Genomic DNA, 14,555 nt, shown 5'->3' with positions numbered 1-14,555 from the left:
AATAAAATGGCAAAATTCCATATAAAGAAAGACGATCAGGTCATTGTCCTTGCCGGTGCAGACAAGGGTAAGACCGGAAAGGTGCTTAAGGTCATTGCAGACAAGGAGCGTGCTATCGTCGAGGGCGTGAATATGGTCTCGAAGAGCATGAAACCTTCTGCAGCCCATCCTCAGGGGGGCATCATTAAGCAGGAGGCTGCAATTCATATCTCAAATTTAAGTCTCATCGATCCGAAGAGCGGTAAAGCTACGCGCATCAAGATTGAGCGTGAGGGCAAGACTGTTAGGCGTATCGCTAAAAAGTCAGGGGAGGAAATTAAGTAATGGATACAGCTCAGTTAAAGAAACAATACAAGGAGCAGATTGTTCCGGCTCTGCAGAAGCAGTTCAATTATTCTTCAATCATGCAGGTTCCTGTATTGAAGAAGATTGTCATCAACCAGGGGCTCGGCGATGCAACGCAGGATAAGAAAATCATCGAAGTTGCCGTCAATGAAATCTCTTCTATCACAGGTCAGAAGGCTGTTGCAACGTATTCCAAGAAGGATATTGCCAACTTCAAGCTGCGTAAGAAGATGCCTATCGGTGTCATGGTAACGCTGCGCCGCGAGCGGATGTATGAATTCCTCGAAAAGCTCGTCCGTGTATCTTTGCCGCGTATCCGTGACTTCAAGGGTATCGAGAGCAAATTCGACGGACGGGGGAACTATACGCTTGGTATCACCGAGCAGATTATTTTCCCGGAGATTAATATCGATCAGGTTGACCGTATCCAGGGTATGAACATAACCTTCGTTACATCGGCTAAGACTGATGAAGAAGGTTTTGCTTTGCTGAAGGGCTTCGGACTTCCATTCAAGAATGCTAAAAACGATTAATTGATATGGCAAAAGAATCAATGAAAGCTCGCGAGGTAAAGCGTGCAAGACTTGTCGCACGTTATGCCGAGAAACGCGCAGCTCTGAAAAAGATTATCGCTACTTCAAATGATCCTGAAGAGGCTTATGAGGCAGCTCGCAAGTTGCAGTCTATACCGAGGAACGCTAACCCTATCCGTCTGCACAACCGTTGTAAGATCACCGGTCGTCCGAAGGGTTACATCCGCCAGTTCGGTCTCTCCCGTATCCAGTTCCGTGAGATGGCTTCCCAGGGACTTATTCCAGGAGTGAAGAAGGCAAGCTGGTAATCAAATTATATTGATGCGGTAGTGAATTGTAATTTATATTTTGTACCTTTGCAGTTCATTATCCGCTTTCAAGCGATTTTTAATATTGTCGGGATGGTCCCGATCAATTAAACATTTATATTTTATGACAGATCCAATAGCAGATTATCTGACAAGACTCAGAAACGCAATCATGGCTCATCACCGTGTCGTTGAGGTTCCTGCGTCTAACTTGAAGAAGTCTATCACCAAGATTCTCTTCGAGAAGGGTTACATCCTGAACTATAAGTTCGTGGAGGATGGTCCCCAAGGTTCAATCAAGGTCGCACTGAAGTACGATCCTGTAACGAAGAAGAGCGCTATCAAGAGCTTGAAGCGTGTCTCTACCCCTGGTCTCCGCCAGTACACAGGTTACAAAGAGATGCCGAGAGTAATTAACGGACTTGGAATCGCTATCCTTTCCACGTCTAAAGGTGTAATGACTGACAAGGAGGCTGCTGCCGAGAAGATCGGCGGTGAGGTACTTTGTTACATTTATTAATTGGAGGATTGAATATGTCAAGAATAGGAAAATTACCAATTAGTATTCCCGCTGGTGTTACAGTGGCTCTCAAGGATGGTGTCGTTACAGTAAAAGGTCCTAAGGGTGAACTTTCTCAGAAGGTTGATTCTTCTATCAAGACTGTCATTGCGGATGGTCAGGTTACATTCGAGGTTGATGAGGACACCCCGGTGAACTACAAGCAGAAGCAGGCTTTCCACGGTCTCTACCGTTCACTCGTCAACAACATGGTCGTTGGCGTCAGCGAGGGGTACAAGAAGACAATGGAGCTTGTCGGTGTCGGTTACCGTGTCTCAAACCAGGGCAATCTGGTGGAGTTCTCACTCGGCTATACGCATCCGATTTTTCTCCAGCTGCCTTCCGAGGTGAAGGTGGAGACGAAGAGCGAGCGTAACCAGAATCCGATTATCACTCTCGAATCAGCTGACAAGCAGCTCCTCGGTCTCATCTGTGCAAAGATCCGTTCTTTCCGTAAGCCTGAGCCTTACAAGGGTAAGGGTATCCTGTTCCAGGGTGAGGTTATTCGCAGAAAGTCTGGTAAGACGGCTGCAGCTAAGTAACTTTAATACATCATTACGATTATGACAACAAAGAAAGAACAAAGAAGAATTAAGATAAAGTTCCGCATTCGTAAGAGTGTGAACGGTACTGCCGAGCGTCCGCGTCTGAGCGTCTTCCGCAGTAACAAGCAGATTTATGCACAGGTTATTAACGATCTGACCGGTACGACCCTTGCTTCTGCTTCTTCTCTCGGCCTTGAGAAGATGGCCAAGATTGATCAGGCCAAGAAAGTCGGTGCACTCGTTGCAGAGCATGCTAAGGCTGCTGGTGTTGAGCAGGTTGTTTTCGACCGTAACGGTTATCTCTATCATGGCCGCGTACAGGCTCTGGCCGACGCTGCTCGTGAGGGAGGACTTAAATTCTAAACGATTATGGCAATGAATAGAGTAAAAGTAAATAGTGATGTAGAACTGAAAGACCGTCTGGTTGCTATCAACCGTGTAACCAAGGTTACAAAGGGTGGTCGTACTTTCACATTCGCAGCTATCGTCGTTGTAGGTGACGGTAAGGGCGTTATTGGCTGGGGACTTGGCAAGGCTGGTGAAGTTACCGCTGCTATCCAGAAAGGTACTGACGCTGCAAAGAAGAACCTCGTCAAGGTCCCGGTGTTGAAAGGTACTGTGCCCCATGAGGCAGAGGCTCGTTTCAGCGGCGCTCATGTTCTCCTCAAGCCGGCTGCTGCCGGTACCGGTCTGAAAGCCGGTGGTGCTATGCGTGCCGTTCTCGAGAGCGCAGGTATCTCTGACGTAATTGCTAAGTCGAAGGGTTCTTCCAACCCCCATAACCTCGTGAAGGCAACCATCGCTGCACTCTCTTCCATGCGTGATGCGTATACAGTGGCTGGTGAGCGTGGTATCAGTATGGACAAGGTATTTAACGGTTAAATTTCGGAGAAATTAAATTATGGCAAAAATTAAGATTAAGCAGATTAAGAGCCGTATTGGTGCTCCCAAAGACCAGAAGAGCACTTTGCTTGCACTGGGGCTTCATAAGATTTCTCAGGTTGTTGAAGTAGAGGATACTCCAAGCTGCCGCGGAATGATCCGTAAGGTACATCATCTGGTATCAGTAATTGATTAATTAATTTTTTTAACAGGAAACAGTAATTATGAAATTAAATAATTTGAAACCAGCTGCTGGCTCTACACATTCACGTCGTCGTATCGGTCGTGGTCCGGGTTCCGGACTCGGTGGTACTTCTACCCGTGGTCATAAGGGTGCAAAGTCACGCTCTGGTTACAAGAGAAAGATTGGCTTCGAAGGTGGTCAGATGCCTCTCCAGCGTCGTGTTCCGAAGGCAGGCTTCAAGAACATCAACCACAAGGAGTATTTCGCAGTAAATCTCTCGACTCTTCAGGCACTTGCCGAGAAGAATAACCTCACCAAAATCGGAATCGAGGAGTTGAAGGCTGCGGGTCTTACCAGCGGCAAGAAACTTGTAAAGGTTCTCGGTAACGGTGAACTGAAAGCGAAGCTGGAAGTTTCAGCCAATGCTTTCTCTAAGTCTGCCGAAGAAGCTATTAAGGCAGTAGGTGGTAACACAACTATAATCTAAGTTAATGAAAAAGTTTATTGAGACACTGAAGAACTGTTGGAAGGTTGAGGACTTGCGCCAGCGACTCCTCATCACCATTCTGTTCACGGCTATTTACCGTTTTGGGTCGTTTGTTGTGCTTCCCGGCATCAACCCGGCCCTTCTGGAAAAATTGCAGTCACAGACCGCAGGCGGCCTAATGTCGCTTCTGGACATGTTCTCCGGTGGTGCATTTTCCCATGCGTCCATCTTCGCATTAGGAATCATGCCATACATCTCAGCTTCTATCGTTATGCAGCTTCTTGCTGTCGCTGTTCCTTATTTCCAGAAGATGCAGCGTGAAGGCGAGAGCGGCCATAAGAAAATCAATTGGTATACGCGTGTCCTGACAGTAGTGATCCTACTGTTTCAGGCACCGTCTTACCTGATGAACTTGAAGATGCAGGCAGCCGGCGCACTGGCAACAGGTGTCAGCTGGACTACTTTCATGATTCCTGCAACCATTATTCTGGCGGCAGGATCGATGTTCATTCTCTGGCTTGGTGAGCGCATAACGGACAAGGGTGTCGGCAATGGTATCTCCCTGATCATTATGATCGGTATCATTGCGCGTCTGCCACAGGCTTTCATTCAGGAAGTAAGCAGCCGTTTTACGGCCATTACAAGTGGTGGTCTCGTCATGTTTATCGTTGAGATCATCATCCTTTATGCTGTCGTATGTGCATCTATCCTTCTCGTACAAGGTACTCGCAAAGTCCCCGTCCAGTATGCAAAGCGTGTGGTTGGAAACAAGCAGTATGGCGGAGCACGTCAGTATATTCCTTTGAAGCTGTTTGCAGCTAATGTAATGCCGATTATCTTTGCTCAGGCATTGATGTTCATTCCGTTGGCTATCGTTCAGTATTCAACTGATAATACCAGCTCTGTTCTCCAGTCTCTTATGAATACAAAGAGTCTGGCGTATAACTGTGTCTATGTGCTTCTTATTGTAGTATTTACTTATTTCTACACGGCTATTACACTTAATCCGACTCAGATGGCTGAGGATATGAAGCGGAACAACGGTTTTATTCCTGGTGTCAAGCCTGGAAAGGACACTGCCGATTACATTGATACTGTTATGACCCGTATCACGGGGCCCGGTTCTTTGTTCATCGCTTTTATCGCCGTCATGCCGGCATTGGCTGGTCTCCTGAATGTTCAGGATGCTTTTGGTCAGTTCTTCGGTGGTACGTCATTGCTGATTCTTGTCGGTGTCGTGATTGATACGCTCCAGCAGATTGAGTCGCATTTGATGATGCGCCACTATGATGGACTTCTTAATTCCGGTCATACACGCGGGAACGGTGGTGTTGCTGCCTATTAAGTCTTTATCTTGAGGAATGAATATATTTCTGAAGACAGAAGATGAAATCGAACTCATGCGTGAGGCGAACCTGCTGGTCGGCAAGACGCTGGCCGAGGTCGGCCGCCATGTGAAGCCCGGTGTAACGACGTTGCAGCTGGACAGCATTGCCGAAGAGTTTATCCGTGACAATGGGGCTGTACCCACATTCAAGGATTTTCCCAGTCCATACGGGCCTCCTTTCCCCGGCAGCATCTGCACATCTGTCAATGATGTCGTGGTACACGGCATCCCGGCTGATGATGTGGTCCTGAAGGACGGAGATATTATCTCTGTCGATTGCGGGACATTACTCAAAGGCTTCAATGGTGACAGTTGTTATACTTTCTGTGTGGGAGAAGTCAGTGAAGAAGTACGGGAATTGCTTCGGACGACAAAGGAGTCTCTCTACAAAGGCATTGAGGTTGCGCAGGCGGGTCACCATGTCGGAGACATCGGACAGGCTGTTCAGGATTATTGTCAGGAACGTGGCTATGGTATTGTTCGTGAGTTGACGGGGCATGGAATCGGTCGTGAGATGCACGAGGATCCCCCTGTCCCCAATTATGGCAGACGGGGTACCGGTACATTGCTTAAAGCAGGGATGTGCATTGCAATCGAACCTATGGTGACGATGGGCAGCCGTGAAATCGCTATGTTGCCGGACCGTTGGAGTATTGTCACACGTGACCGCCTTCCGGCGGCCCACTTCGAGCATACGATTGCCGTCAGAGCCGGAAAGGCAGACATCTTATCTTCTTTTGAGGAAATAGAACATTTAGAAAGACAAAATTTTTAGATTAGAATATGGCAAAGCAAACTGCAATAGAGCAGGACGGAACAATCCTTGAGGCACTGTCAAATGCGATGTTCCGCGTGGAGCTGGAGAATGGTGTTGATATCACCGCTCACATTTCCGGAAAAATGAGAATGCACTACATTAAGATTCTTCCTGGTGACAAAGTGAAGGTCGAGATGAGTCCTTATGACTTGACAAAAGGTCGAATCGTTTTCAGATATAAATAAACAACATAGAGATATGAAGACAAGAGCATCATTAAAGAAGCGTACAGCCGACTGCAAGATTGTTCGTCGCAAAGGACGTCTGTTCGTTATCAACAAGAAGAACCCTAAGTTCAAAATGCGTCAGGGCTAAGTTAAAAAAGCGAAAAGGATAAGCTGTCTCGCAATTAATGCTTACCTTTGTATGCTTTTTGGCGAAAAAAGACATTTATTTAATCAATTATCAAACAATGGCAATAAGAATTGTTGGAGTAGATTTGCCCCAGAACAAGCGTGGCGAAATCGCATTGACCTATATCTATGGTATCGGTCGAAGTAGTTCAGCAAAGATATTGGACAAGGCTGGTATCAACCGTGACCTGAAGGTCAGCGAGTGGTCTGACGACCAGGCAGCCAAGATCCGTGAAATTATCGGTGCTGAATTCAAGGTAGAAGGTGATCTCCGTTCAGAGATCCAGATGAACATCAAGCGCCTCATGGATATAGGTTGCTATCGTGGTGTAAGACATCGTAATGGTCTTCCTGTTCGCGGTCAGAGTACTAAGAACAATGCTCGTACCCGTAAGGGAAAGAAGAAGACTGTTGCTAATAAGAAGAAGGCTACTAAGTAATTCTAAGGAGGAAATTAATTATGGCAAAAAAATCAGCAACATCTAAAAAGAGAAATGTAAGGGTTGATGCGCTGGGACAGCTTCATGTGCACAGCTCATTCAATAATATTATTGTATCTTTGGCTAACAACGAGGGTCAGGTCATCTCTTGGTCTTCAGCTGGTAAGATGGGATTCCGCGGATCTAAGAAGAACACGCCTTATGCTGCACAGATGGCAGCAGAGGATTGTTCTAAGGTCGCTTACGACCTCGGTCTTCGCAAGGTAAAGGCATTTGTCAAAGGTCCGGGTAACGGTCGTGAGAGTGCTATCCGTGCGGTGAACGCAGCAGGCATTCAGGTAACAGAAATCGTTGACGTTACTCCGTTGCCGCACAACGGCTGCCGCCCTCCAAAGCGTCGTCGTGTATAATCACATCTTATAACTAATAAAAGAATTCATATTAATTATGGCAAGATACATAGGTCCAAAATCACGAATCGCACGCCGCTTCGGTGAGCCGATATTCGGCGCAGATAAGGTATTAGCTAAAAAGAACTTCCCTCCGGGGCAGCATGGCAACAACCGCCGCCGTAAGGTGTCTGAGTATGGTGCTCAGCTTGCGGAGAAGCAGAAAGCGAAGTACACTTATGGCGTTTTGGAGCGTCAGTTCCGCAACCTGTTCGACAAGGCTGCCAAGGCAGACGGTATTACAGGTGAGGTTCTCCTCCAGAGTCTTGAGAGCCGTTTGGACAACGTAGTGTTCCGTCTCGGTATTGCACCTACCCGTGCGGCAGCCCGCCAGCTCGTCAGCCACAAACACATTGTTGTTAACGGTAATGTCGTAGGTATTGCTTCTTATCAGGTAAAAGCAGGTGATGTTGTCGGTGTCCGTGAGAAGGCTAAGTCGCTTGAAGTCATAGAGGCAGCTTTGGCTGGCTTCAACCACAGCAAGTATCCATGGCTTGAGTGGGATGAAAATGCCAAGTGCGGTAAGTTCCTTCATCGTCCCGACCGTGCTGACATTCCTGAGAACATTAAGGAGCAGTTAATCGTTGAGTTGTACTCTAAATAATAAAATTCATTAAATTAATGGCGATATTAGCATTTCAAAAACCTGATAAAGTAGTGATGCTGGAGGCCAATGACCATTTCGGCAAGTTCGAATTCCGTCCGCTTGAGCCTGGCTTCGGTGTTACCATCGGCAACGCTCTTCGCCGCATTCTCCTTTCATCGCTGGAGGGTTTTGCTATCAACACCATCCGTATCGCTGGTGTAGAGCACGAGTTCTCTTCAGTTCCCGGTGTGAAGGAAGATGTTACCAACATCATCTTGAATCTCAAGCAAGTTCGATTCAAGCAAGTAGTAGAAGAATTCGAGAATGAGAAAGTTAGTATCACCGTAGAGAATTCCACCGAATTCAAAGCAGGTGATATCGGTAAGTACCTGACTGGATTTGAAGTGTTAAACCCTGATTTGGTGATTTGTCATTTAGACTCCAAGGCTTCTATGCAGATTGATCTGACCATCAACAAGGGGCGTGGCTATGTCCCTGCTGAGGAAAACCGTGAGTTCTGCACTGATGTAAACGTACTTCCAATCGATTCCATCTACACCCCAATCCGTAACGTAAAATATGCCGTTGAACCATATCGTGTTGAGCAAAAGACCGACTATGACAAACTGGTTGTTGAAGTTACGACTGATGGTTCCATTCACCCGAAGGATGCGCTGAAAGAGGCTGCAAAGATCCTTATTTATCACTTCATGTTGTTCTCTGATGAGAAGATTACTCTTGAGAATCCGGATCAGGAGGGCAACCAGGAGTTTGATGAGGAGGTGTTGCATATGCGCCAGCTTCTGAAGACGAAGCTGACCGATGCCAGTCTCAACCTGAGTGTCCGTGCGCTCAACTGCCTCAAGGCTGCTGACGTGGAGACGCTGGGCGACCTCGTACAGTACAACAAGACGGATCTCCTGAAGTTCCGCAACTTCGGCAAGAAATCGCTTTCTGAGCTTGATGATTTGCTCGAGAGTCTGAATCTATCGTTTGGAACCGACATTACAAAGTATAAATTGGATAAAGAGTAGTTGACAAGTTAACGAGTTGACGGCTTTGTCCACAACAGGTAAAAAACAAAATGAGACATAATAAGAAATTCAACCATCTGGGTCGTACTGCTGACCACCGCGCAGCACTGCTTGCAAACCTTGCAGTTGCGCTGATCCAGCACAAAAGAATCACTACGACCCTCGCCAAGGCAAAGGCTCTGAAGAAGTATGTAGAGCCGCTGATTACACGTTCCAAGAATGATACGACTAATTCACGTCGTGTTGTATTCCGTTATCTTCAGAACAAGGAGGCTGTTACTGAACTCTTCAAGGAGATTTCAGTAAAGGTAGCTGACCGTCCAGGCGGTTACACGCGTGTCATCAAACTTGGTACCCGTCAGGGTGACGCTGCTCAGATTGCATTCATCGAGCTGGTCGACTATGACGAGAATATGGCCAAGGCTCCAAAGGCCGAAGCCAAGAAGACCCGTCGTAGCCGTCGCTCTGCAAAGAAAGCTGACGCTCCTGTTGCAGAAGCACCAGTTGCAGAGGCTTCTGAAACTAAGGAGAATGCAGCTGAAGAGGCAAAGGCTGAATAATCCGAATAGATATTATCTCTATAATAAAAACTCCCGGTACTTAAGGTATCGGGAGTTTTTTTGATTTGGTTGACGATGTTTCTACCTCAGTATTCTTGACACATACCCATTGTGGCGGAACCGTTTGTGCGCCCGCTTGGGTACCATGAAGATATAGCCGGAGATGTCCTCTTGCGGGGCACAGTCAAGTTGCTTGCCGATGATGTCGGTGGCTTCTTGTACAGATGTTCTGTATAGCCGTGCCAGCTCTTCACGTATGAGGGTATAGGTGAGATGCTGCGGATAGCTGCTGCGTTGATGGGTTGACCGTCTAATAGCCGTAACAGTTCCTCTTTAGAAGGTATTTCCTTTTTATTTCAAAATAAGAAAATTACTGCGAACTTACTTGTTTGTTGCCATACATTCCTCCAACTTTTCAAAAGTCGTATCAACAAACGTGTAACCAATCATTCTTGTTGTATCTATTGGCTGAAGGTTCGCATATTGTTTGCGGACATACTTAAGCTCAAAAGCCAAGCGGAGAGCTTTGCTATCGGCATCGTCCTCGTCTGTTTGCTTTGCTTCTTTACTTGTAATAGTCCGCACCTTGGTAATCTCATACACATCACGCACTCCTTGCCCTTTGATGTAAGGCATGAAGAAATGTAGGTCTTGCAAGGCGATGGTTGTCGGGAACTGTTTTCCTGTATAATACAAGGTCGCCGTTCCGTCAGCGAACGCCTGATATTGTATATTGTCCTCTTTCACTAACCCTATAAGCACACGGTTGCCAACTTCCACATACGTACCCTTTTGCGGTATGACATGGGCAATGGTCTCATAGGACTTGGCTTGGATGAGTTCTTCAATGAAATTTTCCAAGAGTTTTCTGTTCTCCACATCCTTAGGGCGAAGAGGAAAAGCACCAATGTTCACTTCCTTGATGGTCTTGTAGAACTTCGATACAGCCACGCCATCCGGATCGCCGTCACCAGGGAAGAGAATATAACCGCCTATGACCTCTTTCTTCAAGGCATTGGCATCATAATCCTTGTAGTATATGGCATCACGATAGCGGTGCATTTGATTGATGGCATCCTCTGGTGGTGTATCCACACCATTGTCCCTGCCATCAATGCGATACTTCGCATCAAAGAGATAGGTCATTTTCATGCCTTGCTGCAAGTCGTTCTTGGTAAGCTGCAACACAATGTCTGGTTTCTGTGGCACGGTCGGCACTACCAGATTTTTCATGCCCACATTGTCGTTTTCTTTATCGGCATTCTTAGGATTATAGACCAGCTCAGCCAACTCTATGCCATCCTTGCGGAACAATATGCGTGAGTGTTCACCTTTTCCAAGTTCCCATGAGAAAATACCGTTCATCTCCATGCGGTTGCGGTGCTCCACATCTTCATCTCCCAGGTGCAGCTGCTCTTTGACGATATGGCTTACTTCTATGAAACACCATATCTCATACAGCGTGGCTATATCCTTTGTCTGCAAGCGATACAGACCGTCATTCAGGGAGTAGGCTTCTTCTTAGCAAGTTCCATGTGCGGTACACCAGGCTATAGCCCGTCGCCTTTTGCAGCACCATACTCTCTTGGCTCATTCCCTTAAACCGTCCTATAGTCCGGAAGAACGGATGATGTTGCAGTCGCTTCAATGTTTCCGAGGTCGCAAGCATGGTTGCTTTCATCGTGTCGGATGCAGTCCTTATGGCCTCAATGCGTTGACGCAGTTTCTCATACCGCTTGCTTATCTGATGAAGGGCAAACTTCAGAAAGCGGTTCTCTTGCGTGTCGTTCGACTGTATCTGTTGCTCCACACGATAGAGATATGCTGGTTCTCGGCGGTTTTCTGCCAGCCTGTTCTCAATGTTATGTGGAGTTTGTTTCAGCTTGTCAGCTCTCAGATATACTTCCTCACCATGAAGTCTGTGGCGAGGGCGGTCTATGATGCTTTTGCAAGCTTTTATGAATTTCTGTTGCTCCCCCTCAAACACGCTCCACCAGACGATGTCGGGATGCTCTCCATTTTGGTCGGGAGAAAAACCATGAAACGTGCGCCTCATATAGTCCAATGACAACATGCGGTATTCTCGCTCAATATCCTCCACGATGACACGCCAATGTTCATGATAATCGAGCTTTGTGCTCAGAACTTCAAAGCCGAAACGGAATGTCCTTATCTCTTTGCCTACCTTATATATAATCTGTATCTCGCTCCGCCCAATCTCGTTTTTGTAGTTGACAACCCCAGCCAAGATGTGACGACGAAAGCTAAATCGGTCATTGTCGTTTTGCAGGATGGAACCAAACTGGGCGTCATTCACATAGTCATTGAATTCTATCCAAATGGGATAGTCCATGTTGTCGAAGAATGTGGCTGGGGCTGAAACGCCTTGTTCGATGTCTGTCTCATGGTCGGCATCCATTGTCCGTTTCACCGACACTACACCTTCCGACCAAGAGTAAGTGGAGTAGAGTTTGTCCTCGCCCACGTTACCCTTGGCCTTGTTCCAAATGCCGTCGAATTTCGTACATTCGACAATCATCGTGAAATCCTTATGCTCAACTGTCAATAGTTCCATCTATACCTTTTCAGCTCCAAAAACTTGTATAACCCGAAACAAGTTTGTCTTTCATTTCCTTCAGCTTTGCCAATGATATGGACTTTACGGTATTCTCATCTCCCGACACTTCTCTCAATCCTTCTTCAATGGTCTCGGTTAGGCTGTCAAGGAGCTTGTCGCTGACCTTTGTATCGTCACCCTCAATGCGTGACAGTACTTTCATGCTGGTAATCTCGTCCAAAGCACGGGCCACGACATACCCTTGTGGAAATTCCTCATCGTTTTCTCCCTTCTTGTACGGTAAGTTGTTCACCACATAAAGCAAGAACTCATTGCGTGTACGATAGGCAATCTTGAAGGGTGTACCTTCCAATACAGAATTAACCGCATCAAGATAAGTCAGCACAGTCTCACAGACCTCCTTGTTGGCTGCATATACATCCACACCATCAACGGCATAGCCTATAAGTTCTGCCTTGTCGAGTTTGCCTATTGGCTCATTGCGCTCGGTCAGACCTCCGTGCAAATCTACCTCGTTCATTTCAATGGTCATGGCGCGGTCAAGCACCTTGCGAGAGAAAGAGAATGTTGTCTCGTCCATATTCACCGTGCCTACGACTATGAGGTTTTGAGGAATGCAAATGCCTTGCTCGTTGAATTGCTTGCGAATATCCTCGTCTGATGTCAGCGAGGCAGTCAGATTAAAATACCATTCTTCGTTAGCCTTTTCAACTATAGGGTCTGTTGTTACAGTGCCATCCTCATGACTCTTGCGTGATTCTATCACGCTCAGATATTCGGCAAAATACTGCTCTACAGGGGCAAGGTTCATCTCGTCCAGGCACAGGAAGTATGGAGTTTCAGTGTTTTCCCATGCTTTGGCGATGAATTTCAAGAACTCTCCTGCCACAAACTCTGCCTTGCCGCTGACACGGCTCACATAACCAATCAAATCGCTTGAGTCATGCCAATTGGGCTTCACCTGTACCATTTGGAAGTTCTTGGGCTTTTGCGCCTTGTATTCGTCCGTTCCTTCGTCCCAACAAGCCCTTGCCAACTCTCGTACTATTCGGCTTTTGCCAGTGCCGGAGATTCCTGCAAGCAAAAGGAATGGCTTGGACTTGATGGCGGTGATGTAGGGGCGGTAAATATTTACCACATTTTCTAAAGTTTCTGCATGTTTAATATCATCAGGCCATTCATTTATAGAATTCAAATAAGGTCTTGAGTCAAACATATTCACAAAATTCTCGAAAATATCTTTTTCCGGATGGTCTTGTGAACCAATATAGATGAATGAAGCCTGATTTATATCTGCTTTATAGTTTGAACGAGAACATTTTAGAAATTTTCTTCCTTTAAGTTTGTCATTCGCATAATCATAAATACTTCTTAAATCTCTTCGAGAGCCTTCTTTATCAAGATTTGTTTCAATCGAAATAATATACTCCTTGGGATTGAAATTGTTTAGTCCCCTTGCCATTTCATCTTCCTTGGTAAATATAGAAAACAAATAGTAACGAAACTGGTGTTTCTTTGCAAAATAAAATGGCTTTTTATATTCGTCTAAAAACACTCTTAGCTGTGGTTTAGGACGGTCTGTCCCTGTTATACTAATATTAGTATATGATATTAGTATAATCTCTTCATCATTTATTTTGTAAAGTTCACTCCAATCTTTTCTGAAATCGATTTTTTCATCAAATTCAGAATAGTCAACTTTTATCCAACTGGAGAAATTCTTCTTAATATATTCCTTTATGCGAGTTATAGAGTCCATTTATATATTATAATTAGTTATAATTAAATGCATACTTTCCGCTTTGAAGCGATTTCTAATATTTACCGCATACTTCTTAGAGTATTCTGCTTCAATATATGGTTCATACAATTTTTTTGTGAGTTCAGTCTTTCCTATTATCATCAAAGACTTTGCAGACAAATTTCGGAAATCTTCAGCCAATTTTACTTGGTTCTGTTCCAAAAAGTCATTCCCGCCAACATTTCCATAATCAGTAAACACACAATCATATGGAGGATCCAGAAAAACGAAATCTGTGGTAGAACATCTCTCAAATACTTTAGAGTAATCCATTTGTGTAATTTCTGTTCTTCTCAATAATGCACTATGCTCTTCCGATACCATTTTGGTATTGAAATTTTTATATCGACCAAAAGGAACATTAAATTCACCTTTAGAATTGAATCTCAACATTCCCGAATATGATGTTTTATTTATAAAGTAATACAATGTTGCTTCTAAATATTTTTTTTCAATCTTTCCATTATACATATCTCTGAGTAAGTAATACAAAACTTCATTCTTATTTTCGACATATCCTTGCATAACCTCAGATTTTTTCTGTATTTCATATTCTATTTGATTGGAATGATAAATGCTTTCCAAGCTGTCCAATTCTTTCTTTAACTGTTCATAGTTATTTTGAACCGTCAAGTAGAAATCTGTGAGTCTTGTGTTTATGTCATTAATCAATGCCTGCTGTGGCTCCAAATAAAAATATAACCCGT

The 14,555-nt window shown here is 45.3% G+C and carries 22 protein-coding genes; 18 read left to right on the top strand and 4 right to left on the bottom strand.

Features of this window, described 5'->3' with window-relative positions:
- The first annotated feature begins 6 nt into the window (after positions 1 to 6).
- The 18 genes from rplX to rplQ all read left to right on the top strand — a co-directional run bounded on the left by rplX (position 7) and on the right by rplQ (position 9,469).
- The gene (gene rplX, locus DYH27_RS06130; protein ID WP_004352818.1) at positions 7 to 324 is read left to right on the top strand and encodes a 50S ribosomal protein L24; all 318 of its coding nucleotides are present in this window, start codon (positions 7 to 9) and stop codon (positions 322 to 324) included.
- Positions 324 to 878, top strand: coding sequence for a 50S ribosomal protein L5 (rplE, locus tag DYH27_RS06125; RefSeq protein ID WP_004352813.1), 555 nt, complete (start codon positions 324 to 326; stop codon positions 876 to 878). The genes rplX and rplE overlap by 1 nt, the downstream gene beginning before the upstream one ends.
- A gap of 5 nt (positions 879 to 883) precedes the next feature.
- Positions 884 to 1,186 carry a 30S ribosomal protein S14 gene (gene rpsN / locus DYH27_RS06120; RefSeq protein WP_004352786.1) on the top strand — a complete coding sequence of 101 codons (303 nt, stop codon included), beginning with the start codon at positions 884 to 886 and terminating at the stop codon, positions 1,184 to 1,186.
- Positions 1,187 to 1,310: 124 nt separating this feature from the next.
- Positions 1,311 to 1,706: a 30S ribosomal protein S8 gene (gene rpsH / locus DYH27_RS06115; RefSeq protein WP_025067929.1), complete on the top strand. Its 396-nt coding sequence runs from the start codon at positions 1,311 to 1,313 to the stop codon at positions 1,704 to 1,706.
- A 14-nt stretch (positions 1,707 to 1,720) separates the two neighbouring features.
- Positions 1,721 to 2,287, top strand: coding sequence for a 50S ribosomal protein L6 (gene rplF / locus DYH27_RS06110; RefSeq protein WP_025067928.1), 567 nt, complete (start codon positions 1,721 to 1,723; stop codon positions 2,285 to 2,287).
- A gap of 21 nt (positions 2,288 to 2,308) precedes the next feature.
- Positions 2,309 to 2,653: a 50S ribosomal protein L18 gene (gene rplR, locus DYH27_RS06105; protein WP_004352769.1), complete on the top strand. Its 345-nt coding sequence runs from the start codon at positions 2,309 to 2,311 to the stop codon at positions 2,651 to 2,653.
- 6 nt (positions 2,654 to 2,659) lie between these two features.
- A complete protein-coding gene (gene rpsE, locus DYH27_RS06100) occupies positions 2,660 to 3,172 on the top strand; it encodes a 30S ribosomal protein S5 (RefSeq protein ID WP_013671036.1) in 513 nt (170 codons plus the stop codon).
- A 19-nt stretch (positions 3,173 to 3,191) separates the two neighbouring features.
- Entirely contained in the window at positions 3,192 to 3,368 is a 177-nt protein-coding gene (gene rpmD / locus DYH27_RS06095; protein WP_004352793.1) for a 50S ribosomal protein L30, read from the top strand.
- Positions 3,369 to 3,396: 28 nt separating this feature from the next.
- Positions 3,397 to 3,843, top strand: coding sequence for a 50S ribosomal protein L15 (rplO, locus tag DYH27_RS06090; protein ID WP_004352807.1), 447 nt, complete (start codon positions 3,397 to 3,399; stop codon positions 3,841 to 3,843).
- A gap of 4 nt (positions 3,844 to 3,847) precedes the next feature.
- Complete coding sequence (secY, locus tag DYH27_RS06085) at positions 3,848 to 5,188, top strand: preprotein translocase subunit SecY (RefSeq protein ID WP_013671037.1); 1,341 nt, start codon at positions 3,848 to 3,850, stop codon at positions 5,186 to 5,188.
- A 16-nt stretch (positions 5,189 to 5,204) separates the two neighbouring features.
- Positions 5,205 to 6,005, top strand: coding sequence for a type I methionyl aminopeptidase (gene map, locus DYH27_RS06080; protein WP_025067927.1), 801 nt, complete (start codon positions 5,205 to 5,207; stop codon positions 6,003 to 6,005).
- Positions 6,006 to 6,013: 8 nt separating this feature from the next.
- On the top strand, positions 6,014 to 6,232 hold the full coding sequence (gene infA / locus DYH27_RS06075) for a translation initiation factor IF-1 (protein WP_004352768.1): 219 nt from the start codon (positions 6,014 to 6,016) through the stop codon (positions 6,230 to 6,232).
- Positions 6,233 to 6,245: 13 nt separating this feature from the next.
- Entirely contained in the window at positions 6,246 to 6,362 is a 117-nt protein-coding gene (gene rpmJ / locus DYH27_RS06070; RefSeq protein WP_004352823.1) for a 50S ribosomal protein L36, read from the top strand.
- 97 nt (positions 6,363 to 6,459) lie between these two features.
- Positions 6,460 to 6,840 carry a 30S ribosomal protein S13 gene (rpsM, locus tag DYH27_RS06065; protein WP_025067926.1) on the top strand — a complete coding sequence of 127 codons (381 nt, stop codon included), beginning with the start codon at positions 6,460 to 6,462 and terminating at the stop codon, positions 6,838 to 6,840.
- A 20-nt stretch (positions 6,841 to 6,860) separates the two neighbouring features.
- Positions 6,861 to 7,250, top strand: coding sequence for a 30S ribosomal protein S11 (gene rpsK / locus DYH27_RS06060; protein WP_004352779.1), 390 nt, complete (start codon positions 6,861 to 6,863; stop codon positions 7,248 to 7,250).
- A gap of 37 nt (positions 7,251 to 7,287) precedes the next feature.
- Entirely contained in the window at positions 7,288 to 7,893 is a 606-nt protein-coding gene (gene rpsD / locus DYH27_RS06055; protein ID WP_004352784.1) for a 30S ribosomal protein S4, read from the top strand.
- A gap of 17 nt (positions 7,894 to 7,910) precedes the next feature.
- A complete protein-coding gene (locus DYH27_RS06050; protein WP_004383889.1) occupies positions 7,911 to 8,909 on the top strand; it encodes a DNA-directed RNA polymerase subunit alpha in 999 nt (332 codons plus the stop codon).
- Positions 8,910 to 8,959: 50 nt separating this feature from the next.
- Positions 8,960 to 9,469, top strand: coding sequence for a 50S ribosomal protein L17 (gene rplQ, locus DYH27_RS06045; protein ID WP_013671039.1), 510 nt, complete (start codon positions 8,960 to 8,962; stop codon positions 9,467 to 9,469).
- Between the two features lie 381 nt (positions 9,470 to 9,850).
- On the opposite strand, the gene DYH27_RS13555 is transcribed toward rplQ, so the two are convergent.
- From DYH27_RS13555 to DYH27_RS06025, 4 genes are read right to left on the bottom strand one after another with little or no spacing between them, the layout of a single operon-like run.
- Positions 9,851 to 10,954, bottom strand: coding sequence for a nuclease domain-containing protein (locus DYH27_RS13555; protein ID WP_244595150.1), 1,104 nt, complete (start codon positions 10,952 to 10,954; stop codon positions 9,851 to 9,853).
- 13 nt (positions 10,955 to 10,967) lie between these two features.
- A complete protein-coding gene (locus tag DYH27_RS13550) occupies positions 10,968 to 12,044 on the bottom strand; it encodes a DUF2357 domain-containing protein (RefSeq protein ID WP_244595149.1) in 1,077 nt (358 codons plus the stop codon).
- A 10-nt stretch (positions 12,045 to 12,054) separates the two neighbouring features.
- Positions 12,055 to 13,806: an McrB family protein gene (locus DYH27_RS06030; RefSeq protein ID WP_029216582.1), complete on the bottom strand. Its 1,752-nt coding sequence runs from the start codon at positions 13,804 to 13,806 to the stop codon at positions 12,055 to 12,057.
- Positions 13,807 to 14,538: a DNA adenine methylase gene (locus DYH27_RS06025; protein ID WP_029216581.1), complete on the bottom strand. Its 732-nt coding sequence runs from the start codon at positions 14,536 to 14,538 to the stop codon at positions 13,807 to 13,809.
- Positions 14,539 to 14,555 lie beyond the last annotated feature (17 nt).

Origin of the sequence: Prevotella denticola, from assembly GCF_900454835.1 — a bacterium.
In the GTDB taxonomy this organism is placed as follows: domain Bacteria; phylum Bacteroidota; class Bacteroidia; order Bacteroidales; family Bacteroidaceae; genus Prevotella; species Prevotella denticola.
The sequence above is the reverse complement of the archived record's forward strand: the minus strand, read 5'-3'. Positions and strand labels throughout refer to the sequence as shown.